Raw genomic sequence first — 26,156 nt, 5'->3', positions numbered from 1 at the left:
ACTCGTGTTCGACACCGTACTCGTGGCCAACCGGGGCGAGATCGCCGTCCGGGTCATCCGTACGCTGCGCTCGCTGGGCGTCCGCTCGGTGGCCGTGTACTCCGACGCCGACGCGGACGCCCGGCATGTCCGGGAGGCCGACACGGCGGTCCGGATCGGCCCGGCGCCGGCGGGCGAGAGCTATCTGTCGGTGGAGCGGCTGCTGGAGGCGGCCGTGCGGACCGGCGCCCAGGCCGTCCACCCGGGCTACGGCTTCCTCGCCGAGAACGCCGCCTTCGCGCGGGCGTGCGAGGAGGCCGGGCTGGCCTTCATCGGCCCGCCGGCCGAGGCGATCGCGCTGATGGGCGACAAGATCCGCGCGAAGGAGACGGTGCAGGCGGCCGGGGTGCCGGTGGTCCCGGGTGGCCGCGATCCCGAACTTTCACTTGCAGCCCGCGAGTTGGGCGCCCCCGTACTCCTCAAGCCCTCCGCCGGTGGCGGTGGCAAGGGCATGCGGCTGGTGCGGGACCTGACCCTCCTGGACGAGGAGATCGCCGCCGCCCGCCGCGAGGCCCGCGCCTCCTTCGGCGACGACACCCTCCTCGTCGAGCGGTGGGTCGACCGGCCCCGGCACATCGAGATCCAGGTACTGGCCGACGGCCACGGGAACGTCGTCCACCTCGGCGAGCGGGAGTGCTCGCTCCAGCGCCGGCACCAGAAGGTGATCGAGGAGGCGCCCTCGGTCCTGCTCGACGAGGAGACGCGGGCGGCGATGGGCGAGGCCGCGGTGCAGGCGGCGCGCTCGTGCGGGTACGTCGGCGCGGGCACGGTGGAGTTCATCGTGCCGGGCGGCGACCCCTCGTCGTACTACTTCATGGAGATGAACACCCGCCTCCAGGTGGAGCACCCGGTCACCGAGCTGGTCACCGGCCTTGACCTGGTGGAGTGGCAGCTGCGGGTGGCGGCCGGCGAGCGACTGCCCTTCGCCCAGGCCGACATCACACTCACCGGGCACGCCGTCGAGGCCCGGATCTGCGCCGAGGACCCCGCGCGCGGCTTCCTGCCCACCGGCGGCACGGTGCTGCTGTTGCGGGAACCGCACGGCGACGGCGTCCGCACCGACTCCGGGCTCAGCGAGGGCACCGAGGTCGGCAGCCTGTACGACCCGATGCTGTCCAAGGTGATCGCGTACGGCCCGGACCGCGCGACCGCGCTCAGGAAGCTCCGCCGGGCCCTAGCGGAGACGGTCACGCTGGGCGTGCAGACCAATGCGGGTTTCCTGCGCCGTCTCCTTGCCCATCCGGCGGTGGTGGCGGGCGAGTTGGACACGGGTCTGGTCGAGCGGGTGGTGGACGACCTGGTCTCCACGGACGTACCGGACGAGGTGTACGAGGCGGCGGCGGCCGTACGGCTGGAGGCGCTGAAGCCGGTTGCGGCGGACGGGCGCTGGACGGACCCCTTCTCCGCGCCCAGCGGCTGGCGGCTCGGCGGTACGCCCAAGCCGGTCGGCTTCCACCTCCGGGTGCAGGACCCGGTGGAGTACGTCCCGCGCGGCACCCACACCGTCACCGCCGACCGCGTGTCGGTCACCCTGGACGGCGTCCGCCACACCTTCCTCCATACCTCCGACTGGATCGGCCGCGACGGCGACGCCTGGCAGGTCCGCGACCACGACCCGGTCGCCGCCTCGTTGAGCCGTACCGCCCACGCCGGCGCCGACTCCCTCACCGCGCCGATGCCCGGCACGGTGACCGTCGTGAAGGTCGCCGTCGGGGACGAGGTCGCCGCCGGGCAGAGCCTGCTGGTGGTGGAGGCGATGAAGATGGAGCACGTCATCTCCGCCCCGCACGCCGGCACGGTCGCCGAACTCGACGTGAAACCGGGTACCACGGTGGCCATGGACCAGGTGCTGGCCGTGATCACCCCGCACGAGGAGGAGACGGCATGACCACCCCGGAGAGCGCCCTTCCCATGGTCGTACCGGCCACCGATCTGCCCGCCCGGGTCCGGATCCACGAGGTCGGCGCCCGCGACGGCCTGCAGAACGAGAAGACGGCGGTACCGACGTCGGTGAAGGCCGAGTTCGTGCACCGCTTGGCCGACGCAGGGCTCACGACGATCGAGGCGACCAGCTTCGTCCACCCGAAGTGGGTGCCCCAACTGGCCGACGCGGAAGACTTGTTCCCCCAGCTCGCCGACCTCCGGGGCGTCGCCCTGCCCGTCCTCGTCCCCAACCAGCGGGGCCTGGACCGCGCCCTCGCCCTCGGCGCCCGCCGGGTCGCCGTCTTCGCCAGCGCCACCGAGTCGTTCGCCAAGGCCAACCTCAACCGCTCGCTGGACGAGTCCCTGGCCGTCTTCGACCCGGTCGTCCGGCAGGCGAAGGACGCGGACGTCCACGTCCGCGGCTACGTCTCGATGTGCTTCGGCGACCCCTGGGAGGGCGCGGTGCCGTTCCACCAGGTGGTCAGGGTCTGCAGGGCGCTGCGCGACATGGGCTGCGACGAGCTGAGCCTCGGCGACACGATCGGCGTGGCCACCCCCGGCCACGTCCTCGAACTGCTCTCCCTGCTCAACGAGGAGGGCGTGCCGACGAACGTCATCGGCGTGCACTTCCACGACACCTACGGCCAGGCGCTCGCGAACACCTACGCGGCCCTGGAACACGGCGTGACGACGGTCGACGCGTCCGCCGGCGGGCTCGGCGGCTGCCCGTACGCCAAGTCCGCCACCGGCAACCTCGCCACCGAGGACCTGGTCTGGATGCTCCAGGGCCTCGGCATCGAGACCGGAGTCGACCTCGGCAAACTCACCGCCACCAGCGTGTGGATGGCCGAACAACTGGGCCGACCCAGCCCGTCCCGTACTGTCCGCGCCCTCTCCCACCAGGAGTGACGACCATGGACCACCGCCTCTCCCCCGAACTGGAAGAACTCCGCCGCACGGTGGAGGAGTTCGCGCACGACGTCGTGGCGCCGAAGATCGGCGACTTCTACGAGCGGCACGAGTTCCCGTACGAGATCGTCCGCGAGATGGGCCGCATGGGCCTGTTCGGCCTGCCGTTCCCCGAGGAGTACGGCGGAATGGGCGGCGACTACCTGGCGCTCGGCATCGCCCTGGAGGAGCTGGCCCGCGTCGACTCGTCGGTGGCCATCACCCTGGAGGCCGGAGTCTCCCTCGGCGCGATGCCGATCCACCTCTTCGGCACGGACGACCAGAAGCGCGAATGGCTCCCACGCCTGTGCTCCGGCGAACTCCTGGGCGCCTTCGGCCTCACGGAGCCGGACGGCGGCAGCGACGCGGGCGCGACCCGCACCACGGCCCGCCTGGACCCCGCCACCGACGAGTGGGTGATCAACGGCAGCAAGTGCTTCATCACCAACTCGGGGACGGACATCACGGGGTTGGTGACGGTCACCGCGGTGACCGGCCGCAAACCGGACGGCAAGCCGCTGATCTCCTCGATCATCGTCCCCTCCGGCACCCCCGGCTTCACGGTCGCCGCCCCCTACTCCAAGGTCGGCTGGAACGCCTCCGACACCCGCGAGCTGTCCTTCGCCGACGTCCGGGTCCCCGCCGCCAACCTGCTCGGCGAGGAGGGCCGCGGCTACGCCCAGTTCCTCCGCATCCTCGACGAGGGCCGCATCGCCATCGCCGCCCTCGCCACCGGCCTGGCCCAGGGCTGTGTGGACGAGTCCGTCAAGTACGCGAAGGAACGGCACGCCTTCGGCCGACCGATCGGCGCCAACCAGGCCATCCAGTTCAAGATCGCGGACATGGAGATGAAGGCCCACACGGCCCGCCTGGCCTGGCGCGACGCGGCCTCCCGCCTGGTCGCCGGCGAACCCTTCAAGAAGGAGGCGGCCCTCGCCAAGCTGTACTCCTCCACCATCGCCGTCGACAACGCCCGCGACGCCACCCAGGTCCACGGCGGCTACGGCTTCATGAACGAGTACCCGGTGGCCCGCATGTGGCGCGACTCCAAGATCCTGGAGATCGGCGAGGGCACGAGCGAGGTGCAGCGGATGCTGATCGCACGGGAGCTGGGGCTGGTGAGCTGAGGCCGACCGGCGGCGGCATGGGCTCGGGCAGGCCTCGGTGCCGGAGCACGCCCGCAGGCGAATCCGCGTCGCGCGTCAGTTCGCCGTGGCGGTGGTGTGGTGCGGCCGGTTGCGCACCAGCAGGGCCGAGGCCAGGGCCGCGCACAGGAACACGGCGGCGACGACGGTCATGCCGGCGTGGACGCCGGAGGTGAAGGCGTCGCCGACGGCGGCGGTCACGTTCGGCGGGGTCGTCCCGTGACCGCCGGTGCCCGTGGAGACGGCGTGCTCGACGGCGGGCCAGGCCGCTCGGGGGACGTGGTGTGCGTCGAGCCGGTCGGGCAGCCGGGACTGGAGCCGGCTCGCGAGCAGTGCGCCGAGGAGGGCGGAGCCGGTGACGGACCCGATCTGGCGGAAGGCGTTGACGGCTCCGGAGGCCATGCCGGCGTGTTCGTGGGAGACGCTGACCAGGGCGGCGGCGGTGCTCGGCGCGGCCACCATCCCGGACGCGGCGCCGAAGAACACGTACAGCCACCACACCCGGGCATAGGGGGTGGTCGGCTCCAGCGTGGTGAATCCGGCCGCGGCGGCGGCTCCGACGAGGAAGCCCACGGTCAGCGGCAGCTTGAAGCCGGTACGGCGGATCACGCGTCCGGTCGCGTAGGCGACGACGACGTAGACGCCGAAGAAGGCCAGCAGCCGCCAGCCCACGTCCAGGGCGGAGAGCTGCTGGACACGCTCGTAGAAGAGCACCGAGAGGATGGCCACCCCGGTGAAGCCGAACAGGGAGACGGCCGCGACGAACATGACGGCGCTGAACGACGCCGACCGGAACAGGCCCATGTCCAGCATGGGGGTGCGGGCGGCCCGCTCGACGAGGACGAAGCCGCTCAGGGCCGCGGCCGCGACGAACCAGGCGATGAGGATCCGGGGGCTGGTGTAGCCGTCGTGTCCGCCTTCGATGAGGGCGTAGACGAGGGCGGCGATGCCCAGGGCGGCCAGGATCTGGCCGGGGATGTCGAGCCTGCCGGCGGGGCCGCGTGACTCGGCGACGAAGACGGCGGCGGCCATGGTGACGACCGCGAGGGCGGCGGTCGACAGGAAGACCGTGTTCCAGTGGAAGTGGTCCAGCAGGGTGCCCGCTATCAGCGGGCCGGCGGCGAGTCCGATGCCGGAGGCGGCCGCCCAGGCGGTGACGACCTCGGTGCGCCGGTGGGGGTCCGGGAAGGCGGCCCCCAGGATGGCCAGGCTGTTGGGCAGGATGAGGGCGCCGCCGAGGCCGGAGACGAGCTGGCCGGCGATGACGCCTCCCGTCGACCCCGAGGCGTAGACGGTGAGGGACCCGACGATCATGACCGCGGCGCCGGCGAGGAAGGCCCGCTTTCGGCCGTAGAGGTTGCCGATGGTGCCCGCGGACATCACCAGACTGGCCACGAGCAGGGTGTACGCGGAGGGGATCCAGACGAGGCCGGTCGGGGAGACGTGCAGGTCGTCCTGGATGGCCGACAGCGCCGACACCGATGCGGTGATCAGTAGAAAGGTCGTCATGGCGCCCAGGCACATCGCGACGAGGGTGACGGCCGCCGCGCGCCGGGAGGGCTGGTGGGAGGGAAGCGGGTCGCCGGGCGGCCGGTCGGTCGGCTTGAGCCGGCCAGGGGCGGGGGAAGGGGTGGAAGCCATCGTGTCCTCGTCTCGGCCGAGCTGCGGGCAGCGGGCGGCAGCGCCCTCGACGACCCGAGCTGACTTACGATTGCAGAAGTCAGCAGTGACGCTATAGGCTGGCTTCGCACGAGGCAAGTCAGGCGGAGGGTGAAGAGATGACGGACCTGCTGCAGGAGCGCGACGCCTGGTCCATGGCCAACTGCTCCGTCGCCCGCACGCTGGAGATCGCGGGCACCAGGACGGCGCTGCTGATCATGCGCGAGGCGTTCCTGGGCACCCGCCGGTTCGACGACTTCGCCAGGCGCGTGGGCATCGGCGAACCCGCCGCCTCGGCGCGCCTGAAGGAACTGACCGCCGCCGGGCTCCTGGAGCGCGTGCCGTACCAGGAACCCGGCCAGCGGACCCGGTACGCCTACCAACTGACCGAGAAGGGCCGGGACTTCCTGCCCGTCCTGACGGCGTTGCGGCAGTGGGGCGACACCTGGGCCGCGGACGAACAGGGACCCCCGCTGGTCGTACGCCACCGGGACTGCGGCGCCGCGGTGCACGCGGTGCTGCGCTGCGACGACGGCCACGACGTACGGCTCAGGGAATCGTTCGTCGACGCCGGCCCGGGCCTCATCCGCGTCGGCCCGGACAGCCCCGAACCCGACGGCGACTGAGCCGCCCTGCACAACGACCACGGCGGGACGCCCACGGCGCAACGACCACGGCGGGACGCCCACGGCGGACGCGGATCACCCACTACGAGGAGTTGTCTTGACGCTCGACTTCCACCCCGGGCAGGGGTCCAGGTCACGTACGTTCGGCTGGGAGGACCCCGCGGTTTCCGCCGGTGCCGTCCCGCACCACAGCGGTCTCGGTTTCCTCCGCGAGATCCTGGCCGGGCGCCTGCCCGCACCGCCGATCACCGCCGCCCTGGGTATCACCCTGGAGGAGGCCGAGTACGGCCGGGCGGTCTTCGCACTGGTACCGGGCGAGGAGCACTACAACCCGATAGGCAGCGTCCACGGCGGCGTCTACGCCACGCTCCTCGACTCGGCGGCCGGCTGCGCGGTGCAGTCCGTGCTGCCCCAGGGCACCGGGTACACCTCGATCGACCTCACCCTGAAGTTCCTGCGCCCGATCACCGTCGACACCGGCAAGGTCCGCGCCATAGGCACCGTCCTCAACAGCGGCCGCCGCACCGCACTCGCCCAGGCGGAACTCCGCGACTCCGAGGACCGGCTGCTGGCCCATGCCACCAGCAGCTGCATGCTCTTCCCGGTGCGGGGCAGCCAGGACACGTGAGCCCGGGAAACGGTGTTGGCCCGCAGGAACCACCGAGTGGACTTCCCGCAGCTCAACGCAGCGCACACCGCAAACCCCCACGTCAGCCGACCTGGCCTGACCCCGCAGGGTCTGCCGCGGCTATGGGGCAACTTGGCAGCACAGGGTTTTGACTCCGTCCCCTCACCGCGGGGTCATGACCGCTCTCCATCCCTGCAGTCACGCAGTTGGACACGCACCGGCTGTGGGGCGGTGTCGTAGGGCACGGCTAAATTGCCCGCATGACTCACAGGGATCCGCTCGTGCCGGCACTCGCCGACCTGCTCGTTGACCTCGTGTGGTGGCTGGAGAGCTGCGGGGACGAGGAAGTGGATCCCGATTCCGCGGTGAAGATGATGGAGAGCGTTGGCTGGGCGCTCGTGCAACTGCCCTCAGATCAACGCCAACGGCTCTCGCAGGTGCTCGCGGACTTGGCCGAAGCGGAGCAAGACCCTGCGCGGCGGAAGTTCCTGGAGTCATTCCCCTTCGCCATCGGAATGCCCGAGGACAACGAGAGCCTGCCGAGCGACCTCGGAGGGCCCAGGGGTCCCGTCCGACAAGCCACATCGGGGACCCGTACCGACTAACGGCTGAGGAAGCAGACACCGACAGCGGCCACACCGGTGCCGCCGAGGATCTGGAAGAGCCCGATCACTCTGAGGGACGACGGCCCCGCCGGAGGGCCCCCGTAGATACGAGCCGGCTCGTTCCGCTGCGTACTCATCGCCTTCGTATAGAGGCGGGACGCCACCTTCTTGTAGTCGGCGGCGATGACAGTCCCTCCGCACAGCAGGCCGACTCCCACCAGGACGAGGAAGACGGCGCCGGCCGTGCCGGGAGGAGCACTTGCCGGAGCTGAGCCGGCAAGATCGACGGTGTACGTCACGCGGATCATCGTGAGGCGACGCGACGGACCGGTCAATGCCATGAGCGGGGCTGGGATCGCCGTCAACACGATCTTCACTCACGGCTTGCGGCCATCAGCTTGGGAAGCTGCGATCATTCGAGGTTGGATTGGCCGCTGACCAGGGCGAACGGTTGGACTGAGGCCTTATAGGCGGCACCTGCTTTCACCGTGGTTCGCCGCTGTTCCCCGCTCAATCTGGTGCGGTTGTGGTGCGACCACGAGGTGCGGATGTCGGAGGACTCCGGGGCAGGCTGGCAGGGCGAAGGCTGTGACACCCCTGTTGTCAGCGTGTGCGGCTAAGGTGCTTCCGCCATCAAGGGCAACGCTCTGGGGAGGGGCTTTGGGAGCCAAGACGGGACTGTTGGTGTACGCCGACGGCGACATACCGGGGCTGCTGCGAGGAGTAGGGGCGGCGGACCGCGATCGGACGGCCGCCATGATGCGGCGGCTGTACCCGGATTGGGAGATCGAGGAGCGCGACGGCTCGACTCTCTGGGACGGCGTATACCCCCCGAAGGGGACGGCGTACGCAGCCAGCTGGCCCGGTGCGGAAGTCATCTGCGACCAGAGGGTGATGATCGACCTTCCCTCCCAACTCCCAAAGCACCTCGTGGCGGCAAGCGCCGGCCGACGACTCGTCCTGCACGCCATGCACAGCGTCGTCGACTGGCTGGCGTTCGCCGTGTGGGAGCACGGGCGCCTCGTCCGCTCCCTGAGCCTGTCCCCTGACAGCGGGGTCATCGAGAACATCGGCCAACCGCTCCCCTTCGAACTGCCCTACTGGGCCGGAGACCGCCCGGCTGACACCGTGCCCTGGCCCGACGAAGATGAAGAGCCGTACCCCCTGCCCTTCCACCCTTTGGAACTGGGCGAAGACGCGCTGAGGGCGCTTTGCGGTTTCATCCAGGAGGGGCGCCCCGAGCCCGATGACATCGACGCAGACGCCATTGAGCTTTACGGATTCCGTGCGCGGGACCCCCACGGATCTGATCTCGCAAGGCAAGAAGCCGAGATGCGCAGAGCCGTGGGAGCCATGGCTTCGCCCCGCTTCTACACACTGGGCCCTGATGGCTCACTGATCAAGCGCGAAGTCCTTTAGCGCACGACCTCTTCGTCCCGAAAAAACATGTAAGGGCCCGCCTTGAGATGGGGCGACTCTCACCTACGCCGACGGAGGGGAGAGGGGTCGCGATTGTTCGCCGTTGTCCGTCGGCGTTGACACGCAGTTACACACTCACTCCTGTGTTCCTCCTCCGAGACAGCACACAGTTAAGCATCCGCCAGACGCTGAAGGAGGTAGCGGTATTCATCTACGAAGTTATCGACCGCATTGTCAATGTCATAAAAGTCGCGACTGCTCCCCAGGTCGTGCAGACCCAATTGCTTGCGGATTCGCTTGATCTCCGAGACTGAGATATCGAAATTATCTTTGGGATAACCCGTCTTGACGGCCAAATTACCGCGCCTGATTTTGATGAAATTCTTGTCTGGAGCGTCGAATTCGCATCCATGAGCGGCGAGCACCTTCTTCAGATCTCGAAAGCTCATGGAATGATCGCCGAATTCTTGCCGCTGGAGGCGCGAGCGAAACCAGCTACCCAGTGCACGTACCTCTGCATCGGGATCACGTACCTCGTTCTTGGCGATTGGGAAAGTTCCAGCCACGACCGAAGTTGCCATTTCGTAAAGATCTTCCTCTGTCGTGTTACAAAGGTCGTAGCCATTCCGTTCGAGTGAGACAAGGCTGCACACCAGGGCAGTCCGCTTGTTGCCGTTCTCGAAAGCGTGATTCTTCGCGATCCCGTAAAAGAGCGTTGCCACCTTCTCGTGTGGTCGCTCGTACTTTTGCCGAAATACCCCATTCCCGTCGGACATTCCGGTATTCTGTCGCTCTACCGCGGAAGCAAGCTTGTTCTCGTCGATCGGTCGATGTCCACCAAAGTCCTGAGCACCTAGGGTGCTTTTCGAAAGACGCTTTCGGACATTCAGCACCTCCTCCACGGTCAAGGCGTAGTAGGAGCCCGAGTAGGCAGTCCTTGCCATATTAATTTCCTCCGAAATTGATAGTGGAAGGTGTGTGTCCGGATTGTTTCACGTTCTGTGAACATTGTGGAGCTGTTTTACTGCCCGCCGCGGTTGACGGAGCCTCAACGGCGAAGTCAAGGTCCTGCTCGTTACTGGGTCTTAGGGATCTTGGCGGCTTGAGTCTCCCCTGTTCAGGTGTGTGGAGCCCTGCGCCTGATGATCGTCGTCAGTCGTCCTGAGCCACTATTGAGGGCCTCGCGCGGCCCAGGGGCGGGCCCAGCTTTGCCGCGCTCAGCTGCCGTCTGGTACCTGCGATGCGAGCCGTCTGAACCTCAGCCACCGACAGTCAGCCACGATGGCGGGCGCGGCGACCGGTCAGGCGCGCGTGTGCCTCGCTGCACCCGCACCGGCACTGCTGGTCGATTGGCTCCCATGGCTGCACCCTAGCGACGAGCGCTGACACCGTGCAGGTTCACCGTCTGACTCATGGCTGAGCTGTAGTAGGCCGTGGAGCCGCCGCCCCGGCCACGGCGGACTTCTTCTCTGACTGCAAGTGTTCATTGCTCAGTGCGCGGTACGGGCGTCGGCCGGACCGCGCGCGGTGAGCGGAGCGAGCCGCCTTGAACCAGTAGAGAAAGTTGCAACTCACCGGCTGACGACCTTGTGGATCTTGGGTGAGTGAGTTCAGAACGGCGGGTCTTCGCTGTACCCCTCGGCGGGGTTGGGGTCAACGAGCCGGGCCCATGGATCGTTGGCCGCCGGATCGGAGTCGCAGAACGGGGACGGATTCCGCCGGCCTTCCAAGCCCGAGGAGTCCTCGCCCCATGCGTCAAGGGCGTCGATGGCCCGTTCGCGGTGCTGCCAAAGTCCACTTGTGCCCAAGACCTCTCGGACCAAGGGCACCAGGGGCCGCTGGTGGCGCACCAGCCGGGGATCGTCAAGAAGTGGGATGCAAGCTGTCAGGGCCGCTTCGCGCACGTGCCGGTCGGGGTCATCGGTGTAAGGGAGAGACGCCGAGAACAGGAGCGGTCGAATCCTCTGGATACCGACGGCCGGTGGGTAGTCGTCAAGGGCGTATCCGTGGCGTTGGCTGAGGGCTTTGGCCTCGTCTGTGACTTCATTCGCCACCGAAGCAATCCAGCTGAGCAGCTCAGCGCGCATGCAACCAGGGAAGGCGTGGCGGCTCTTGTCCACCGTGCGGGTCGTTCGCGGATCCGAGAGGATCGCGGCCACGTACAGCGCCGCGGGCACTGTCGCCTCGTAGAGCGTGTTTTGGTGGTTCAAGGGGTCGTGTAGATAGCTGAGCGCCTCGGTTCTCGTGCTCTGGTCTGGGTCGAGTAGCGCGGCCAGCATTTGGGGCGCATCGATGGCCGACCCGCATGCGTGCCCGAGCGCAGCCCAGTCAGCTCCTGTCAGCAAGCCCTTGTAGGCCTCGACCTCGTCCAGGGTGGCGATCGTCCCGGCTGCGTCCACCTCGACACAGTTCTCAGTGGAGTCAGTGACGTTCAATGGCTGATCGCTGCTGTCGGTGTTCACGGAGCTGAGCATGCCTGAGGCCCGGCCTAGAAGGCAGATGATCGCCGGTTTGAATGTCCAGGCCGGGCGCCAGGCGTCAATCGTGCTTTTGCGGTTTGAAGTCGTAGGCACAGTGGGGTAGTTCCATAACCTGCCTGTGCGCGAGCGGCACGAAGAGCACTGGTCGGATGGTCCACGTGATGCGTGTGCTGGCCTGGGTGACTGGCACCGTGCAGGGTTCTAAGCGCAGCAGGGCTCGTCGGGTTTCGGCGCGGCCGTCGTGGAGCCAGGCCCAGACTTCGTCCGAGGCGTCCGGGTCGAGTGCCGGTGAGATGGTGCGGAGTGCGATGGCGACCCATCTGTCTGCCTGGGGTGCGGAGTAGGCGTCGAAGGATGCTCGGAGTGCCGGCCATTGCATTTCGTCGGTGAGGTCCTCGGTCCAGCACTCGCACCAGAAGCCTCGCCGGGGCTTGTCCATCAGCACGGGTGGCCTCCCCGCTGGTCGTTCACGAAGAGCTCCGCGGTGACCGTGTGGCCGCCATCGGTGCCCTGGACGACGACTCTGTGGGCGAGGGCGCTGACCATGCCCAGGCCCCGGCCGTGCTCAGCCTCCTGGTCCTGGTGCTCGACCTTCGGAGCCCCGCCCCCTCCTCCGCCGTCCGTCACCGACAACGCGATCACCTGTGGCGCCACCGCCAGGGCCAGGTGGAAGCTCCCGCGCTCCCCTCCGCTGCTCGTGTGCAGGAGCGCGTTCGTGCTCAGCTCGCTCACGATCAGGGCCGCGTCGTCCGCCAGGGCGACCCGCGCAGGATGTCTCTCGTCCAGCGGCGGGCCCGGCTGACCTCTTCCGGAAATCCTGGGCAAGTCAGTCCCAGACTCGGACTCGACTCATATACTCGTGCATACAAGTTCCTTCGTGCTGGTAGGCCGCATGTGCAGCGGGTTCGGGCTAGGGCCTGTTGCGAAAGTAGATCTTGGCTGTGGATGATCACACCCTGGGCGGCATGTTGATCTGACGAATGGCCAGCATGCGCGGCTGGAGCCGTCGGTGCCGGAGGGCATCAATCTGGCCGCCGGCCGGTGTGCACGCGGTCGTCCCTCGGTGAAACCGTTGCTCGGTTGTGGGCCCAGCCCATGCAGAATCGTCGGATGGATGACTACCAGAATCCGCAGTCGTTAAGGTCGCCGCGTTTGCGGCCCGGAGACCGGGTGCGGATCGTTGCTCCTGCCTGTCCGCCGAGTCGGGAAGAAGTCGCCCGGGGCGTCGAACTGCTCAACTCCTGGGGCCTTGAGGTTGAGCTGGGTGAACATGTCTTCGACCAGTGGGGCTACATGGCCGGCCGCGACGAAGACCGCGTCTTCGACCTGAACGCGGCGTTCTGCGATCCGGGCGTCCGCGCCGTGATCGCCGCCATGGGAGGCAAGGGCACTTACCGCATCGTCGACGATCTCGACACCGACGCCCTCAGACGCGACCCGAAGCCGGTCGTCGGCTTCAGCGACATCACCCACCTCCACCTCGCCCTGTGGTCACGCTGCCGCCTGGCCTCACTCCACGGCCCCTTCGCCAAGTGCAACGACAGCTACACCGGGCCCGCCTCCGCCGAGGCCCTGCGCCGCGCACTGATGACCACCGACCCGGTTACCCTCCACCGCGACCCGTCCGAGGCCACTGCGGAAGTCACCGTGGACGGCACGGCGACGGGCATCCTGATGGGCGGCAACCTCAGCGCGATCCGCACGGAGACCGGAGCTGGCCTGCCCAGCCTGCAGGGAACCATCCTCTTTCTTGAACACCAGAGAGGAACCGGGCTGGGCGAGGTCGACCGCGCACTGACCCAGCTCATCCGCTCCCGGGCGCTCGATGGTCTGCGCGGCATCGCCCTGGGCCAGTTCCTCGGCTTCGACCGCGATGCCGGCGATCCAGCGCTGGGCGGATGGGGCATCCGCGACATCCTGCACGACCGACTCGCTGGGCTCGGTGTTCCAGTCCTGGGCGGGCTCCCCGCCGGGCACGGCACCAACCCCCCGACGATCCCCCTTGGCACCCAGGCAACGATCGACACAGCCACCGGAACGCTGACCGTCCTGCCAGCGGTCGTCTAAGGTCTGTCTGCTGTGAAAGTGCTGGTTACAGCCACTCGTTGAGGACTGCGACCAGCACGGTCGCCTCGTATCGGACGGCCAGCTTGTCGTATCTCGTGGCCACGGCCCGGTGGCACTTGAGCCGGTTGATCCCGCATTCGACCGCGTGCCGCTGCTTGTAGTCGGTCTTGTCGAACGTCGGTGGCCGGCCGCCTCGGGAGCCGAGTTTCTGGCGGTTGCGGACGCGGTCCGCAGGGACCGGGATGGTTGCCTTGATGTCGCGTCTTCGCAGGTAGGACCGGTTAGTGCGGGAGTCGTACGCCTTGTCGGCCCGCACCCGATCCGGGCGCTTGCGGGGCCGGCCCCGACCGGTCCGGGGCACCCGGATCGCTTCCAGGACCGGTTCGAACTGTGGTGAGTCACGCGCTGACCAGCCGTGATCACGACGGACAGCGGCTTCTGCCTCTGCTCTACGGCGAGATGGATTTTGGTGGTCAGCCCGCCCCGGGAGCGTCCGAGACTGTGGTCGGCTGGCTCGATGGCAATGCCGCCGGGCGGCTCCTTTTGAAGGTCCCCTTTTTCGCCGCCCCGGTGGCATGCTGCTGGGCCCTGCAGACGGTGGAGTCGACGTTCACGTCCCGGGTGATCAGCCCCTTAGCGTCGGCTTCGGTTTGGAGCGGGGTGACGATGCTGGTCCAGGTGCCATCGCGCTGCCATCGGCGGAAGAGGTCATAGACCCGGTCCCAGGGGCCGTAGCGTTCTGGTACGTCGCGCCAGGGGGCACCAGTCCGGGTCCGCCACCGTATGCCGTCTACGAGCTGCCGCCGCGTCCACACCGGGGGACGACCCGGTTTGATGCCCTGCGGCAACAACGGCTCCAGCCGAGCCCCACTGGCCGTGCGTCAGATCACCACGTCCCACAGACCGTGATCATCCACAGCCAAGATCTACTTTCGCAACAGGCCCTAGACGAGTTTCACGCCGTCGTGGGCGCGGACGGCCGGCGGGGTCATCGCGTCGAGCGCGTCGGTGACGCGGATCGCGTATGCCTCGTCGGCCAGGTCGGTGACTTCTTCGCGGGTCGCCCAGCGCAGGGCGCGGGTCTCGTCGCCGGTCGTGGGCATGCCGTCGGCGGCCTCGCAGCGGAAGACCAGGGAGACGATCAGGCCCGTCATGTTCTTGTAGACGCCGGTCAGGGTCGCCGGAAGGGCGATCTTGATGCCGGTCTCTTCGAGGACTTCGCGTTGCAGAGCCTCGGAGATGGTCTCCTCGCGTTCGAGGACACCGCCCGGCGGCTCCCACTTGCCGTTGTCACGGCGCTGGATCAGGAGGGCCCGGCCCTGGGCGTCGACGACGACCCCGGCCACGCTCACGGAGTGCGGGCACTGCGTGCTCACGTTCCTCGGCCCTCCCGGATGGCTAGGCTCTCCACCGTAGCAACTTCACTCGCCCACTCGTCTAGATACCTAAAGGAGTACACACGTGAGCCCTCTTTCTACGGGCCTCCTCGGAGATCTCGACCCCACGAGCGATCGTGCGGTCTTTAGGCAGATCGCCGACCAACTGCGCGAAGCCATCGACCGGGGGCAATTCCGCGAGGGCGAGAAACTGCCCTCCGAGGCAGAGCTGGTCGAGCACTACGGGGTCTCCCGGATGACCGTCCGCAACTCCTTCTCCGTCCTCACCGGCGAGGGCCTGGTCCACGCCGAGCACGGCAAGGGCGTCTTCGTCCGCCCCCGCCCGCCCGTGCGCCGCCTCGCCTCCGACCGCTTCGCACGCCGTCACCGCGAGCAGGGCAAGTCCGCGTTCATCGTGGAAGCCGATGCGGCCGGCAGCCACCCGCAGGTCGACAGCCTTGAGGTCAAGGAAGAGAAGGCAAGTCAGGACGTCTCCACCCGGCTTGGCTCCGTGCGGCGCGTACTGGCTCGCCGTCGGCGCTATCTGCTGGACGGACGGCCCGTAGAGTTCGCCACCTCCTACCTCCCCCTCGACATCGTCCGCGGCACCCAGATCGCCGAACCCAACCCCGGCCCCGGCCCCGGCCCCGGCCCCGGCGGCATCTACGCCTGCCTCGAAGAGCTGGGCCACCGCCTTGACCACTTCGAAGAGGAGATCCGCGCCCGGATGCCCTCGCCCTCCGAGGTCAAGACGCTCCACCTCGCGGCCGGCGTGCCCGTGATCCACCTCATCCGGACCGCCTTCGACACCGACGGGCGGGCGGTCGAGGTGTGCGACACGGTCATGGCGGCGGACGCCTACGTGCTGTCGTACCAGCTCCCGGCGACCTGATCGCATGATGGGCGGGAGTGCGGTGCTAGGGGGTCGGCTGATCCGTGGCCTTGACGATCGGGGCGGCAAACATGGCGCCGAGGTTGTTCCACGTGAAGCCGCCCTGCCAGTCAGGCGTTCCGGCCGCCCAGTCGAGGAGAGCCTGACAGGCCTTCTCCTGGGAGGCGGTCAGGGTTTGGTAGTGCTCTGCGGCGACGCCGTCCCGGTACTCCAGTTGGTAGGTGTTGTTGTCGCGGAACAGCACCTGGATGTACCAGTCACCCTCAAGACCCTCGTCCTGCCGCTCAAGGACCATGTGATCGCCCTGTCCCAGGTTCGCGAGCATCGTGCCTATCGCCGGCTTGGAGGGGCGCTTCACCACGTGGCCCCGGTTGTTCGTCGCAATCAGCATGGGCAGAGCATGACGCAAGGGTCTGACGATGGTGGCTCTCAGGAACTCTCCCTGGCCTCCAGTCTGATCCGTGTAGCCGTTCGTAGCCGTTCGTCTGAACTCGTACACCCCAACACACTTAGTCGTATAGACGATTGTGCAAGTTGTGTGGCAGGTGATCGTCATGAGCCCAGGAGATCGGGTTCACAGATCGCTATTTGATGTCGAGAACGTGCCACCGGCTCCGTCCCAGGAACATCAGCGGCCACCACCGGCCGCACGGGGAAGAAGGAGAGACCAGCATGGCGATTCAGCGGATGGACAACGTCGGCATCGTCGTCGAGGACATGGACGCCGCCGTCGCGTTCTTCGTGGAACTCGGTATGGAGCTGGAGGGCAGGGCGGAGGTCGAGGGCCTCTTCGCCGACCGGTGCACCGGACTCGACGGCGTCCGCTGTGACATCGCGATGGTCCGGACCCCGGACGGTCACAGCCGGATCGAGCTGGCGAAGTACCGCAGCCCCGCGGCGATCGGCGCCGGGCCGCGCAACCGGCCGCACAACATTCTGGGCACGCACCGCGTCATGTTCGCCGTCGATGACATCGAGGGCACCGTTGCCCGCCTGCGCCCTCACGGCGCCGAACTCGTCGGCGAGATCGCCCGGTTCGAGGACAGCTATCTGCTCTGCTACCTCCGCGGCCCCGAGGGCATCATCGTCGGACTGGCCGAGCAACTGCGCTGAGGAAGCGACGATACGGACGTCGGGTACTGCCTCCGGGGTGCTAACGAGCGGCTGCCTGCGACGGCGGCGATCGACCCGGCCAAGGAGCGGCGCCTGCACCGGGCGTTGGACCACTTCGGCGCCTGCACCGGACGTTGGACCCCTTCTTCGCTGTCGCCGCCACCGAACAAGTGGAGTTCGGCGCGACCCTGGCTCCGGAGAAAGCCCTGGATCTGCTCGAAATGACGCCGAGCGCAGGCCACTTGAGCCGTGCGGAGCTGAGCGATGACGGCCCCCTGCCCGACCGGATCACCGTCTCGGTGCCGGCCACCGCCTACCGGCCGCGGTGACCGCGAACGGGCGCGGCAGGGCCCGGACCTGGACAAGATCTGAGGTTAGGCTAACCTAAGCTTCATCCCGTCCGGCGGTGTTTCCGCACGTCCGAAAGCAGCCACACCTATGTCCAACGTCAGAGCAGCCCACCTCACCCGCCGTGGCATCCTCGCCGCCGGTGGCGCCATCGGTCTCGGCGCCGCGCTCGCGGCCTGCGGTGACGACGACGCGAAAAGCGGCTCCTCCGGCAAGGAGACGACGGCCGCCGAGTCCGGTCCCTGGACGTTCAAGGACGACCGCGGGACCACGGTGAAGCTGGACAAGGTCCCGGCGAACATCGTCGCGTTCGTCGGGGTCGCCGCCGCGCTCTACGACTACGGCGTCAGCGTGAAGGGCGTCTTCGGGCCGACCAGGACGAAGGCCGGCAAGGCCGACGTCCAGGCCGGCGACATGGACATCAGCAAGCTGACCGTCCTCGGCAACGAGTGGGGGCAGTTCAACGTCGAGAAGTACGCGGCCCTGGCGCCGGACGTACTGATCACCACGTTGTTCGACGCCGCCGGCACCCTCTGGTACGTCCCGGACGAGTCCAAGGACAAGATCGCCAAGCTCGCCCCGAGCGTCGGCATCTCGGCCTACGACCGCCAGCTCACCGTCCCGCTCCAGCGCGTCTGGGCCCTCGCCGAGTCGCTCGGGGCGGACATGACGGCGAGCAAGGTGACCGACGCGAAGAAGCGGTTCGAGGACGCGTCCTCCCGGCTGCGCGCCGCCGCCAAGGCGCACCCCGACATCACGGTGATGGCCGGTTCCGCCGCCCAGGACCTGTTCTACGTCTCCGGCTCCAACCTCTCCGTGGACCTGGAGTACTTCAAGGCCCTCGGCGTGAACTTCGTCGAGCCGTCGGCGTCCGTGCTGAAGGCGAGCGGCGGCTGGTACGAGAGCCTGAGCTGGGAGAACGTCGACAAGTACAAGGCCGACATCATCATGATGGACGACCGTACGGCGACCATCCAGCCCGCCGACATCACGCAGGCCACCTGGAAGAAGCTCCCCGCGGTCAAGGCCGGCCAGGTCATCTCCCGCTCCCCCGAGCCGATCTTCTCCTACGACAAGTGCGTCGCGATGGTGGAGAACCTCGCCAAGGCGCTGGAGACGGCGAAGAAGGTCAGCTGACCCCACCCAGGCAACCCACACAACTTCCTGAGTCTCAGGAGCACATATGACGACGGCCGTGGCCGCCCCGTTCCGTTTCTTCTCCCTCCAGGTCGCACGGACGAGGCGGCTCGGTCCGTCTCTGGTCCGGGTCACCTTCGCCGGCGCCGACCTGGCGCACTTCCACTCCGACGGACGCGACCAGTCCCTCTCCCTGTTCATCCCGGCCGAGGGGCACACCGAGCCGGCCGTCCCCATCGAGCTGGGCGACGGGTGGTGGCAGGGCTGGCGCGAACTCCCGGACGACGTACGGGCCGTGATGCGGTCGTACACCCTGCGGGAACTGCGCCGGGACCCGGACGAGATCGACATCGACTTCGTGCTGCACGGGGTCGAGCCGGGCGCGGCCCTCGCGGCCGGGCCCGCCTCCCGGTGGGCCTCCCGGGCCGCCGCCGGTGACCGGGTGATCCTGCTCGGGCCGGCGATCGCCGACAACCGGGCGATCCGTTTCCGGCCGCCCGAGGACACCGATCTGATGCTGGTGTGGGGCGACGAGACCGCCGTACCCGCCGCGACCGCCATCCTCGAATCGCTCCCCGCCGGCACGCGCGTCCGCGCCTGGCTGGAGGTGCCGTGCGCCAGGGACGTCCAGGACGTGGCCACCGAGGCGGACGCGGAGATCACCTGGCTGGTGGGCGGCCGCGACGCCGCAGAGGAGATCCGCGCCGCACAACTCCCCTCCCACGCACACCCGTACGCCTGGATCGCCGGGGAATCGGGGCGGGTGAAGGAACTGCGCCGGCACCTCGTCGGCGAGCGCGGGATCGACCGGCGGCGGGTCACCTTCGTCGGGTACTGGCGGCAGGGTCTGACGGAGGAACAACTCCGGGCGGCCGGCGAGTAGTCCGAGGCGGGCGAGTAGTTACGGCCGCCGACGTGACGGCTGTCACGGGAGGGGCAGCGTTTCACTCGTGTTACTTAGGTTAGGCTAACCTAAGTGGAGCCGATCGCTCCCCTCCCCCGCACGGATCGTCCCGGAGGACCCCCTCATGCGCTCGCACCTGCTCAATGACCTCACCGCGGAGCACTACCGCCGCTCCGTGACCGAAGGAGTAGAGCGGGTGGCGGCCAAACTCGCCACCACCGACCGTCCGTTCACGGGTGTCACCGTCGACGCCCTCTCCCCCCTCATCGAGGGCATCGACCTCGACCGGCCGCTGCACGACACCACCGCGGCCCTGGACGAGCTGGAGGACGTCTACCTCCGGGACGCCGTCTACTTCCACCACCCCCGCTACCTCGCCCACCTCAACTGCCCGGTGGTCATCCCGGCGGTGCTCGGCGAGGCGGTGCTCTCCGCCGTCAACTCCTCCCTGGACACCTGGGACCAGTCGGCCGGCGGCACCCTCATCGAGCGGAAACTGATCGACTGGACGGCCGAGCGGATCGGCCTCGGCCCGGCCGCCGACGGGGTGTTCACCTCCGGCGGCACCCAGTCCAACCTCCAGGCGCTGCTGCTGGCGCGGGAGGAGTCGAAGACCGACTCGCTCGCCAAACTGCGCGTCTTCGCCTCCGAGGTCAGCCACTTCAGCGTGAAGAAGTCGGCGAAACTGCTCGGCCTGGGCCAGGACGCGGTGGTCTCCGTCCCCGTCGGCCAGGACAAGCGGATGCAGACCGTCGCCCTCGCCCACGAGCTGGAGCGCTGCAAGCAGGACGGTCTTGTGCCCATGGCGGTCGTCGCCACCGCCGGCACCACCGACTTCGGCTCCATCGACCCGCTGCCGGAGATCGCCGAGCTGTGCGAGCAGTACGGCGTGTGGATGCACGTCGACGCGGCCTACGGCTGCGGGCTGCTCGCCTCCCTGAAGCACCGGGACCGGATTGCCGGCATCGAGCGCGCCGACTCGGTCACCGTCGACTACCACAAGTCCTTCTTCCAGCCGGTGAGTTCGTCCGCCGTGCTGGTCCGGGACGCCGCGACCCTGTGCCATGTCACATACCACGCGGACTACCTCAACCCCCGCCGCATGGTCACCGAACGCATCCCCAACCAGGTCGACAAGTCCCTCCAGACCACCCGCCGCTTCGACGCCCTCAAGCTGTGGCTGACCCTGCGCACCATGGGCGCCGACGGTATCGGCGAACTCTTCGACGAGGTCTGCGAGCTGGCCGAAGAGGGCTGGAAGCTCCTGGCGGCCGACCCGCGCTACGACGTCGTCGTCGAGCCGTCCCTGTCCACCCTCGTCTTCCGTTACATCCCGGCGGCCGTCACCGACCCGGCCGAGATCGACCGCGCCAACCTGTACGCCCGCAAGGCCCTGTTCGCCTCCGGCGACGCCGTGGTCGCGGGCACCAAGGTCGGCGGCCGCCACTACCTCAAGTTCACCCTGCTCAACCCCGAGACCACGACGGCCGACATCGCCGCCGTCCTCGATCTGATCGCCGGCCACGCCGAGCAGTACCTGGGAGAGTCCCTTGACCGCGCGTCCTGAAGCCCCGAGCAAGACCTACGACTTCGTGGGGATCGGGCTCGGCCCGTTCAACCTCGGCCTCGCCTGCCTCACCGAGCCGATCGCCGAACTGGACGGCGTCTTCCTCGACTCGAAGCCCGACTTCGAGTGGCACGCCGGCATGTTCCTGGACGGCGCCCACCTTCAGACCCCGTTCATGTCGGACCTGGTCACCCTCGCCGACCCCACCTCGCCGTACTCCTTCCTCAACTACCTGAAGGAGAAGGGCCGGCTGTACTCCTTCTACATCCGCGAGAACTTCTACCCGCTGCGGGTCGAGTACGACGACTACTGCCGCTGGGCGGCGCACCAGCTGACCAACGTCCGCTTCAGCACGGCGGTGGCGGAGGTCCGGTACGACGACACGGACGAGGCCTACGTCGTCACGACGGCCGTCGGCGAGACGTACCGCGCCCGTCGCCTGGTCCTCGGCACCGGCACCCCGCCCCACATCCCCGAGGCCTGCCGGGACCTGGGCGGCGACTTCATCCACAACTCGCGCTACCTGCGGCACAAGCAGGAACTCCAGTCCAAGGAGTCGATCACGCTGGTCGGCAGCGGCCAGTCCGCCGCCGAGATCTACTACGACCTGCTCGGCGAGATCGACGTCCACGGCTACCGGCTGAACTGGGTGACCCGCTCCCCGCGCTTCTTCCCCCTCGAATACACCAAGCTCACGCTGGAGATGACCAGCCCCGAGTACATCGACTACTACCACGCCCTGCCCGAGGCGACCCGCTACCGGCTCACCGCCGAGCAGAAGGGCCTCTTCAAGGGCATCGACGGCGACCTGATCAACGAGATCTTCGACCTGCTCTACCAGAAGAACCTCGCCGGCCCGGTGCCTACCCGGCTACTCACCAACTCCAGCCTTGACGCGGCCGCGTACGACAACGGCACGTACACGCTGAAGCTCCGCCAGGAGGAGCAGGGCAAGGAGTACGAGATCGAGACCCAGGGCCTGGTCCTGGCCACCGGCTACAAGTACACCGAGCCCGAGTTCCTGAAGCCCGTCCGCGACCGGCTGCGCTACGACACGCACGGCAACTTCGACGTGGCCCGCAACTACGCGATCGACGTCACCGGCCGGGGCGTCTTCCTGCAGAACGCCGGCGTCCACACCCACAGCATCACCAGCCCCGACCTGGGCATGGGCCCGTACCGGAACGCGTACATCATCCGCGAGCTGCTCGGCTCCGAGTACTACCCGGTGGAGAAGACGATCGCCTTCCAGGAGTTCGCGGTATGACCACGATGACGATGACGTTCACCTTCCGCCCGTTGGACCCGCTGAAGGACGCCGAACTCCTCCACTCCTGGGTCACCCACCCCAAGGCGGCCTACTGGATGATGCAGGACGCCCGGCTGGAGGACGTCGAGCGGGCCTACATGGACATCGCGGCCGACGAGCACCACCACGCGCTCCTCGGCCTCGGCGAGGACGGCCGGCCGGCCTTTCTCATGGAGTACTACGACCCGGCCCACCGCGAACTGGTCGGGTTGTACGAGCCCGAGCCCGGCGACGTCGGGATGCACTTCCTCACCCCCGCCACGGACACCCCCGTGCACGGCTTCACGAAGGCCGTCATCACGGCCGTGGTGGCCCGCCTCTTCGAGGACCCGGCGGTCCGCCGGATCGTCGTCGAGCCGGACGTCGGCAACACGGCCGTGCACGCACTGAACGAGGCCGTCGGGTTCGTGCCCGTACGGGAGATCCAGAAGCCGGAGAAGAAGGCGTTGCTGAGCTACTGCACCCGGGAGCGGTTCGAGAGGGCGGTGGCCGCCGTATGACCCTCGCCGACTCCGTGGCCCACCTCTCCCCCGAGCGCTGGGAGAAGGCCAACCGGCTCCTGATACGCAAGGCGCTGGCCGAGTTCGCCCACGAGCGCCTGATCACCCCGGAGGAGGAGGGGGCCGGCTATGTCGTCCGCAGCGACGACGGGCTCACCCGATACCGCTTCACCGCCGTCCGCCGCGCCCTCGACCACTGGCAGGTGGACGCCGACTCGATCACCCGCACCCGGGACGGCGCCGAACTCCCCCTCGCCGCCCTGGACTTCTTCATCGAGCTGAAGAACGCCCTGGGGCTCAGTGACGAGATCCTGCCGGTCTACCTGGAGGAGATCTCCTCCACCCTCTCCGGCACCTGCTACAAGCTCACCAAGCCGCAGATCCCCGTCGCCGAGCTCGTCCGCGCCGGCTTCCAGGCGATCGAGACCGGGATGACCGAGGGCCACCCCTGCTTCGTCGCCAACAACGGGCGGCTCGGCTTCGGCGTCCACGAGTACCTGTCGTACGCTCCGGAGACCGCGAGCCCGGTCCGGCTGGTGTGGCTGGCGGCGCACAGGTCGCGGGCCGCGTTCACGGCGGGGGTGGGGATCGAGTACGAGACCTTCGTGCGGGACGAGTTGGGCGCGGGGACCGTCGAGCGCTTCGACGGCGTGCTGCGCGACCGGGGCCTGGACCCCGCCGATTACCTCCTCATCCCGGTCCACCCCTGGCAGTGGTGGAACAAGCTCACCGTCACCTTCGCCGCCGAGGTCGCCCGCGGGTACCTCGTCTGCCTGGGCGAGGGCGACGACGAGTACCTGGCCCAGCAGTCCATCCGGACCTTCTTCAACAGCTCCAGCCCCGGGAAGCATTACGTCAAGACCGCTCTCTCGGTCCTCAACATGGGCTTCATGCGCGGCCTTTCGGCCGCTTACATGGAGGCGACCCCGGCGATCAACGACTGGCTGGCCCAGCTCATCGACAACGACCCGGTGCTCAAGTCCACCGGCCTGTCGATCATCCGGGAGCGGGCGGCCGTCGGCTACCGGCACCTGGAGTACGAGAAGGCGACCGACCGCTACTCGCCGTACCGGAAGATGCTGGCCGCGCTCTGGCGGGAGAGCCCGGTGCCGTCCCTTGAGGAGGGCGAGTCGCTCGCGACCATGGCCTCCCTGCTGCACGTGGACCACGAGGGCGCCTCCTTCGCGGCCGCGCTGGTCGAGCGGAGCGGGCTGCCGGCGCGGGAGTGGCTGCGCGCCTACCTCCGGGCCTACTTCACGCCCCTCCTGCACAGCTTCTACGCCTACGACCTGGTGTTCATGCCGCACGGCGAGAACGTCATCCTGGTCCTGAAGGACGGGGTCGTGCGGCGGGCGGTCTACAAGGACATCGCCGAGGAGATCGCGGTCATGGACCCGGACGCGGTGCTGCCGCCGACGGTCGAGCGGCTGCGCGTGGAGGTTCCCGAGGACAAGAAGCTCCTTTCCGTCTTCACGGACGTCTTCGACTGCTTCTTCCGCTTCCTCGCCGCGAACCTCGCGACCGAGGGGGTCCTGACGGAGGACGACTTCTGGCGGACGGTCGCCGAGGTCACCCGGGAGTACCAGGAGTCGGCGCCCGAACTCGCCGGCAAGTTCGCGCAGTACGACATGTTCGCGCCCGAGTTCGCGCTGTCCTGCCTCAACCGGCTCCAGCTGCGCGACAACAGGCAGATGGTGGACCTGGCGGACCCGTCGGGCGCCCTCCAGCTGGTCGGAACCCTGAAAAATCCCGTCGCGGGGTTCTGATCCAGACAGGCGGGCTCCCCCGAGTACGGTCCTCGGGGGAGCCTGTCGGCCGTTTCACCCTGGTTTCACCCTAGTGCGCGGGCCAGGGCACCTGCGGCGAGCGGTAGTAGGCGATGCCGAGGGCGTCCCAGCGCGGGGCCTGGGCGGCGAGCCGCACCTTGTAGGCGTCCCAGGAGTGGGTGGCGGCCGGGGACCAGCCGAGCTCGGCCACGCCCGGCAGCCGCGGGAAGGCCATGTAGTCGAGGTCGGCGCCGGTCACGATCGTCTCGGTCCACAGCGGCGCCTCGACGCCCTTGACCGCCGAACTCGGGGCTCCGGCGAGGTAGTCGCCCGGATCCCAGTCGTACGACCGCTTCACCTCCACCAGGCCCGCCCAGTCCTGGCCCAGCGGGGTGCCCTCGGTGTACTTCATGTCCAGGTACACCCGGTCGGCGGGCGAGAGGATCAGCCCGGTGCCGTTCCGGGCGGCCTTGACCACCTGGGCCTTCTCGTCGGCGCTCGTGTCGTCCAGGCCCCAGTACTGGGCGATCGCCCCGGGTGCCGGGTGGGCGCCGGTCAGCTGGTGCCAGCCGATCACCGTCTTGCCGTACTTCGCGACGATCGGCTGTACCCGGTCCATGAACGTGACGTAGTCCTCGTGGCTGGTGGAGTGCGCCTCGTCGCCGCCGATGTGGAGGTAGCGGCCGGGGGTGAGGGCGGCCAGTTCGCGGATGACGTCGGCGGCGAAGTCGTACGTCACCTGCTTGCCGGCGCACAGCGAGCTGAAGCCGACCTCCGTGCCCGTGTACAGCGGTGGTGCGGTGCCGTCGCAGTTGAGGTCGGCGTAGGAGGCGAGGGCGGCGTTGGTGTGGCCTGGCATGTCGATCTCGGGGACGACCTCCAGGTAGCGGGAGGCGGCGTACCGGACGATCTCCTTGTACTGGGCCTTGGTGTAGAAGCCGCCCCGGCCGCCGCCGACCTGGGTCGAGCCGCCGTAGGCCGCAAGCCGCGGCCAGGAGTCGACCGCGATGCGCCAGCCCTGGTCGTCGCTGAGGTGCAGATGCAGCTCGTTGATCTTGTAGAGGGCAAGCTGGTCGATGTAGCGCTCGACCTGGGCCACGGTGAAGAAGTGCCGGGAGACGTCGAGCATCGCGCCGCGGTAGGCGTAGCGGGGGCGGTCGGTGACGGTGCCGCCGGCGACCAGCCAGGGGCCGGGCTGCACGGTGTCCTTCTCGACGGCCGCGGGGAGCAGCTGGCGCAGGGTCTGGACGCCGTGGAAGAGGCCGGCGGGCTCGGCGGCGGTGAGGGTGACGCCGTCGCGGCCGCTGTCGAGGCGGTAGCCCTCGGCGCCGAACGGGCCGGGGGCCAGGCGCAGCCGGATGCCCGCCGTGCCGTGGGTGGTCAGGGGCAGCCGGTAGCCGGTCGACGGGCGCAGCAGGCCGGCGAGGTACTCGGCGACCCGGCGGGCCTCCCCGGAGCCGTCGACGCGGATGGCGGTGTCCCGGGTGATGCGGTACGGCGTTCCGCCGGGCGTGACCGAGGCGGGCGCCGGGACGACCCGTCCGAGCGGGACCGGCGCGGGCGCGGGTGCCGTCGGGGTGGCGCCGACCGTGAAGGCACCGGCCGCCGCGACGAGCAGCAGGGCCCCGAGGACGCGGGCCAGGCGGGGGGTTCGGGAAGTTCGGAGAGTTCGGGGAGTCGTTCTGTGGTGCGTTCGCACATGCGC

The 26,156-nt window shown here is 68.7% G+C and carries 25 protein-coding genes and 2 pseudogenes; 17 read left to right on the top strand and 10 right to left on the bottom strand.

Translation table 11 applies throughout. The annotated features are described in order from the left end of the window. Positions 1-4: 4 nt before the first annotated feature. From KVT45_RS07235 to KVT45_RS07225, 3 genes are read left to right on the top strand one after another with little or no spacing between them, the layout of a single operon-like run. Positions 5-1,927 carry an acetyl/propionyl/methylcrotonyl-CoA carboxylase subunit alpha gene (locus KVT45_RS07235; protein WP_217545647.1) on the top strand — a complete coding sequence of 641 codons (1,923 nt, stop codon included), beginning with the start codon at positions 5-7 and terminating at the stop codon, positions 1,925-1,927. Continuing rightward, on the top strand, positions 1,924-2,871 hold the full coding sequence (locus KVT45_RS07230; protein ID WP_217545646.1) for a hydroxymethylglutaryl-CoA lyase: 948 nt from the start codon (positions 1,924-1,926) through the stop codon (positions 2,869-2,871). The genes KVT45_RS07235 and KVT45_RS07230 overlap by 4 nt, the downstream gene beginning before the upstream one ends. Positions 2,872-2,876: 5 nt before the next feature. Then, positions 2,877-4,037 (top strand): acyl-CoA dehydrogenase family protein, encoded by a 1,161-nt coding sequence (locus KVT45_RS07225; protein WP_217545645.1) that lies wholly within the window; start codon positions 2,877-2,879, stop codon positions 4,035-4,037. Between the two features lie 75 nt (positions 4,038-4,112). Here KVT45_RS07225 and KVT45_RS07220 read toward each other — a convergent pair whose 3' ends face one another. Next, entirely contained in the window at positions 4,113-5,696 is a 1,584-nt protein-coding gene (locus KVT45_RS07220) for an MFS transporter (RefSeq protein WP_217545644.1), read from the bottom strand. A gap of 137 nt (positions 5,697-5,833) precedes the next feature. On the opposite strand from KVT45_RS07220, the gene KVT45_RS07215 reads away from it, so the two are divergent. From KVT45_RS07215 to KVT45_RS07205, 3 genes are all read left to right on the top strand, one after another. Then, a complete protein-coding gene (locus tag KVT45_RS07215) occupies positions 5,834-6,340 on the top strand; it encodes a helix-turn-helix domain-containing protein (RefSeq protein WP_254646395.1) in 507 nt (168 codons plus the stop codon). 97 nt (positions 6,341-6,437) lie between these two features. Continuing rightward, complete coding sequence (locus KVT45_RS07210) at positions 6,438-6,968, top strand: PaaI family thioesterase (protein ID WP_217545643.1); 531 nt, start codon at positions 6,438-6,440, stop codon at positions 6,966-6,968. A 260-nt stretch (positions 6,969-7,228) separates the two neighbouring features. Next, entirely contained in the window at positions 7,229-7,573 is a 345-nt protein-coding gene (locus KVT45_RS07205) for a hypothetical protein (protein ID WP_254646394.1), read from the top strand. Here the strand turns inward: KVT45_RS07205 and KVT45_RS07200 are convergent. Beyond that, positions 7,570-7,872, bottom strand: a complete 303-nt coding sequence (locus KVT45_RS07200; protein ID WP_217545642.1) for a hypothetical protein — start codon at positions 7,870-7,872, stop codon at positions 7,570-7,572. The genes KVT45_RS07205 and KVT45_RS07200 overlap by 4 nt on opposite strands. Before the next feature lie 361 nt (positions 7,873-8,233). On the opposite strand from KVT45_RS07200, the gene KVT45_RS07195 reads away from it, so the two are divergent. Beyond that, a complete protein-coding gene (locus KVT45_RS07195; protein ID WP_217545641.1) occupies positions 8,234-8,992 on the top strand; it encodes a hypothetical protein in 759 nt (252 codons plus the stop codon). Between the two features lie 170 nt (positions 8,993-9,162). On the opposite strand, the gene KVT45_RS07190 is transcribed toward KVT45_RS07195, so the two are convergent. The 4 genes and pseudogenes from KVT45_RS07190 to KVT45_RS07175 form a co-directional block, all read right to left on the bottom strand. Next, complete coding sequence (locus KVT45_RS07190) at positions 9,163-9,894, bottom strand: type II toxin-antitoxin system death-on-curing family toxin (RefSeq protein ID WP_217545640.1); 732 nt, start codon at positions 9,892-9,894, stop codon at positions 9,163-9,165. Between the two features lie 708 nt (positions 9,895-10,602). Further along, on the bottom strand, positions 10,603-11,454 hold the full coding sequence (locus tag KVT45_RS07185; protein WP_308310669.1) for a hypothetical protein: 852 nt from the start codon (positions 11,452-11,454) through the stop codon (positions 10,603-10,605). 76 nt (positions 11,455-11,530) lie between these two features. After that, positions 11,531-11,911: a hypothetical protein gene (locus tag KVT45_RS07180; RefSeq protein WP_217545793.1), complete on the bottom strand. Its 381-nt coding sequence runs from the start codon at positions 11,909-11,911 to the stop codon at positions 11,531-11,533. After that, a pseudogene (locus KVT45_RS07175) lies at positions 11,911-12,337 on the bottom strand (ATP-binding protein). The gene KVT45_RS07180 and the pseudogene KVT45_RS07175 overlap by 1 nt, the downstream one beginning before the upstream one ends. A 245-nt stretch (positions 12,338-12,582) precedes the next feature. Here KVT45_RS07175 and KVT45_RS07170 point away from each other — a divergent pair. Next, positions 12,583-13,539: an LD-carboxypeptidase gene (locus KVT45_RS07170; protein ID WP_217545638.1), complete on the top strand. Its 957-nt coding sequence runs from the start codon at positions 12,583-12,585 to the stop codon at positions 13,537-13,539. A gap of 25 nt (positions 13,540-13,564) precedes the next feature. On the opposite strand, the pseudogene KVT45_RS07165 reads toward KVT45_RS07170, so the two are convergent. Both KVT45_RS07165 and KVT45_RS07160 read right to left on the bottom strand, forming a co-directional pair. Then, positions 13,565-14,439, bottom strand: a pseudogene (locus KVT45_RS07165) (IS5 family transposase). Between the two features lie 44 nt (positions 14,440-14,483). After that, on the bottom strand, positions 14,484-14,891 hold the full coding sequence (locus KVT45_RS07160) for an NUDIX hydrolase (RefSeq protein WP_217545792.1): 408 nt from the start codon (positions 14,889-14,891) through the stop codon (positions 14,484-14,486). Between the two features lie 109 nt (positions 14,892-15,000). Between KVT45_RS07160 and KVT45_RS07155 the strand changes: the two genes are divergently transcribed. Further along, positions 15,001-15,807 (top strand): GntR family transcriptional regulator, encoded by an 807-nt coding sequence (locus KVT45_RS07155; RefSeq protein WP_217545637.1) that lies wholly within the window; start codon positions 15,001-15,003, stop codon positions 15,805-15,807. A gap of 25 nt (positions 15,808-15,832) precedes the next feature. Here KVT45_RS07155 and KVT45_RS07150 read toward each other — a convergent pair whose 3' ends face one another. Then, a complete protein-coding gene (locus KVT45_RS07150; RefSeq protein WP_254646392.1) occupies positions 15,833-16,198 on the bottom strand; it encodes a hypothetical protein in 366 nt (121 codons plus the stop codon). Between the two features lie 281 nt (positions 16,199-16,479). Here KVT45_RS07150 and KVT45_RS07145 point away from each other — a divergent pair, with 281 nt between their 5' ends. From KVT45_RS07145 to KVT45_RS07110, 8 genes are all read left to right on the top strand, one after another. Further along, a complete protein-coding gene (locus KVT45_RS07145; protein ID WP_217545636.1) occupies positions 16,480-16,920 on the top strand; it encodes a VOC family protein in 441 nt (146 codons plus the stop codon). A gap of 134 nt (positions 16,921-17,054) precedes the next feature. After that, positions 17,055-17,249 carry a hypothetical protein gene (locus KVT45_RS07140; RefSeq protein WP_217545635.1) on the top strand — a complete coding sequence of 65 codons (195 nt, stop codon included), beginning with the start codon at positions 17,055-17,057 and terminating at the stop codon, positions 17,247-17,249. 109 nt (positions 17,250-17,358) lie between these two features. Beyond that, positions 17,359-18,405 (top strand): ABC transporter substrate-binding protein, encoded by a 1,047-nt coding sequence (locus tag KVT45_RS07135; protein ID WP_217545634.1) that lies wholly within the window; start codon positions 17,359-17,361, stop codon positions 18,403-18,405. Between the two features lie 46 nt (positions 18,406-18,451). Beyond that, positions 18,452-19,288 (top strand): siderophore-interacting protein, encoded by an 837-nt coding sequence (locus tag KVT45_RS07130; RefSeq protein WP_217545633.1) that lies wholly within the window; start codon positions 18,452-18,454, stop codon positions 19,286-19,288. Positions 19,289-19,433: 145 nt separating this feature from the next. Then, a complete protein-coding gene (desA, locus tag KVT45_RS07125; RefSeq protein WP_217545632.1) occupies positions 19,434-20,876 on the top strand; it encodes a lysine decarboxylase DesA in 1,443 nt (480 codons plus the stop codon). Then, positions 20,860-22,143, top strand: a complete 1,284-nt coding sequence (locus KVT45_RS07120) for a lysine N(6)-hydroxylase/L-ornithine N(5)-oxygenase family protein (protein ID WP_217545631.1) — start codon at positions 20,860-20,862, stop codon at positions 22,141-22,143. Before desA ends, KVT45_RS07120 begins: the two co-directional genes overlap by 17 nt. Continuing rightward, positions 22,140-22,685, top strand: coding sequence for a GNAT family N-acetyltransferase (locus KVT45_RS07115; RefSeq protein ID WP_217545630.1), 546 nt, complete (start codon positions 22,140-22,142; stop codon positions 22,683-22,685). Before KVT45_RS07120 ends, KVT45_RS07115 begins: the two co-directional genes overlap by 4 nt. Further along, positions 22,682-24,451, top strand: a complete 1,770-nt coding sequence (locus tag KVT45_RS07110) for an IucA/IucC family siderophore biosynthesis protein (RefSeq protein WP_217545629.1) — start codon at positions 22,682-22,684, stop codon at positions 24,449-24,451. Before KVT45_RS07115 ends, KVT45_RS07110 begins: the two co-directional genes overlap by 4 nt. Before the next feature lie 70 nt (positions 24,452-24,521). Here KVT45_RS07110 and KVT45_RS07105 read toward each other — a convergent pair whose 3' ends face one another. Further along, a complete protein-coding gene (locus KVT45_RS07105; protein ID WP_254646454.1) occupies positions 24,522-26,093 on the bottom strand; it encodes a beta-N-acetylhexosaminidase in 1,572 nt (523 codons plus the stop codon). Between the last annotated feature and the right edge of the window lie 63 nt (positions 26,094-26,156).

Source organism: Streptomyces sp. GbtcB6, from assembly GCF_019091475.1.
Classification (GTDB): Bacteria; Actinomycetota; Actinomycetes; order Streptomycetales; family Streptomycetaceae; genus Streptomyces; species Streptomyces hyaluromycini.
This window is presented reverse-complemented; position numbering and strand designations above follow the sequence as displayed.

Coding starts and splice junctions, on each gene's coding strand:
- KVT45_RS07170 (WP_217545638.1), top strand. CDS start 12,583: ATGGATGACTACCAGAATCCGCAGTCGTTAAGGTCGCCGCGTTTGCGG.
- desA (WP_217545632.1), top strand. CDS start 19,434: ATGCGCTCGCACCTGCTCAATGACCTCACCGCGGAGCACTACCGCCGC.
- KVT45_RS07115 (WP_217545630.1), top strand. CDS start 22,140: ATGACCACGATGACGATGACGTTCACCTTCCGCCCGTTGGACCCGCTG.
- KVT45_RS07150 (WP_254646392.1), bottom strand. CDS start 16,198: ATGCTGATTGCGACGAACAACCGGGGCCACGTGGTGAAGCGCCCCTCC.
- KVT45_RS07225 (WP_217545645.1), top strand. CDS start 2,877: ATGGACCACCGCCTCTCCCCCGAACTGGAAGAACTCCGCCGCACGGTG.
- KVT45_RS07215 (WP_254646395.1), top strand. CDS start 5,834: ATGACGGACCTGCTGCAGGAGCGCGACGCCTGGTCCATGGCCAACTGC.
- KVT45_RS07205 (WP_254646394.1), top strand. CDS start 7,229: ATGACTCACAGGGATCCGCTCGTGCCGGCACTCGCCGACCTGCTCGTT.
- KVT45_RS07180 (WP_217545793.1), bottom strand. CDS start 11,911: ATGGACAAGCCCCGGCGAGGCTTCTGGTGCGAGTGCTGGACCGAGGAC.
- KVT45_RS07135 (WP_217545634.1), top strand. CDS start 17,359: ATGTCCAACGTCAGAGCAGCCCACCTCACCCGCCGTGGCATCCTCGCC.
- KVT45_RS07230 (WP_217545646.1), top strand. CDS start 1,924: ATGACCACCCCGGAGAGCGCCCTTCCCATGGTCGTACCGGCCACCGAT.
- KVT45_RS07220 (WP_217545644.1), bottom strand. CDS start 5,696: ATGGCTTCCACCCCTTCCCCCGCCCCTGGCCGGCTCAAGCCGACCGAC.
- KVT45_RS07110 (WP_217545629.1), top strand. CDS start 22,682: ATGACCCTCGCCGACTCCGTGGCCCACCTCTCCCCCGAGCGCTGGGAG.
- KVT45_RS07130 (WP_217545633.1), top strand. CDS start 18,452: ATGACGACGGCCGTGGCCGCCCCGTTCCGTTTCTTCTCCCTCCAGGTC.
- KVT45_RS07145 (WP_217545636.1), top strand. CDS start 16,480: ATGGCGATTCAGCGGATGGACAACGTCGGCATCGTCGTCGAGGACATG.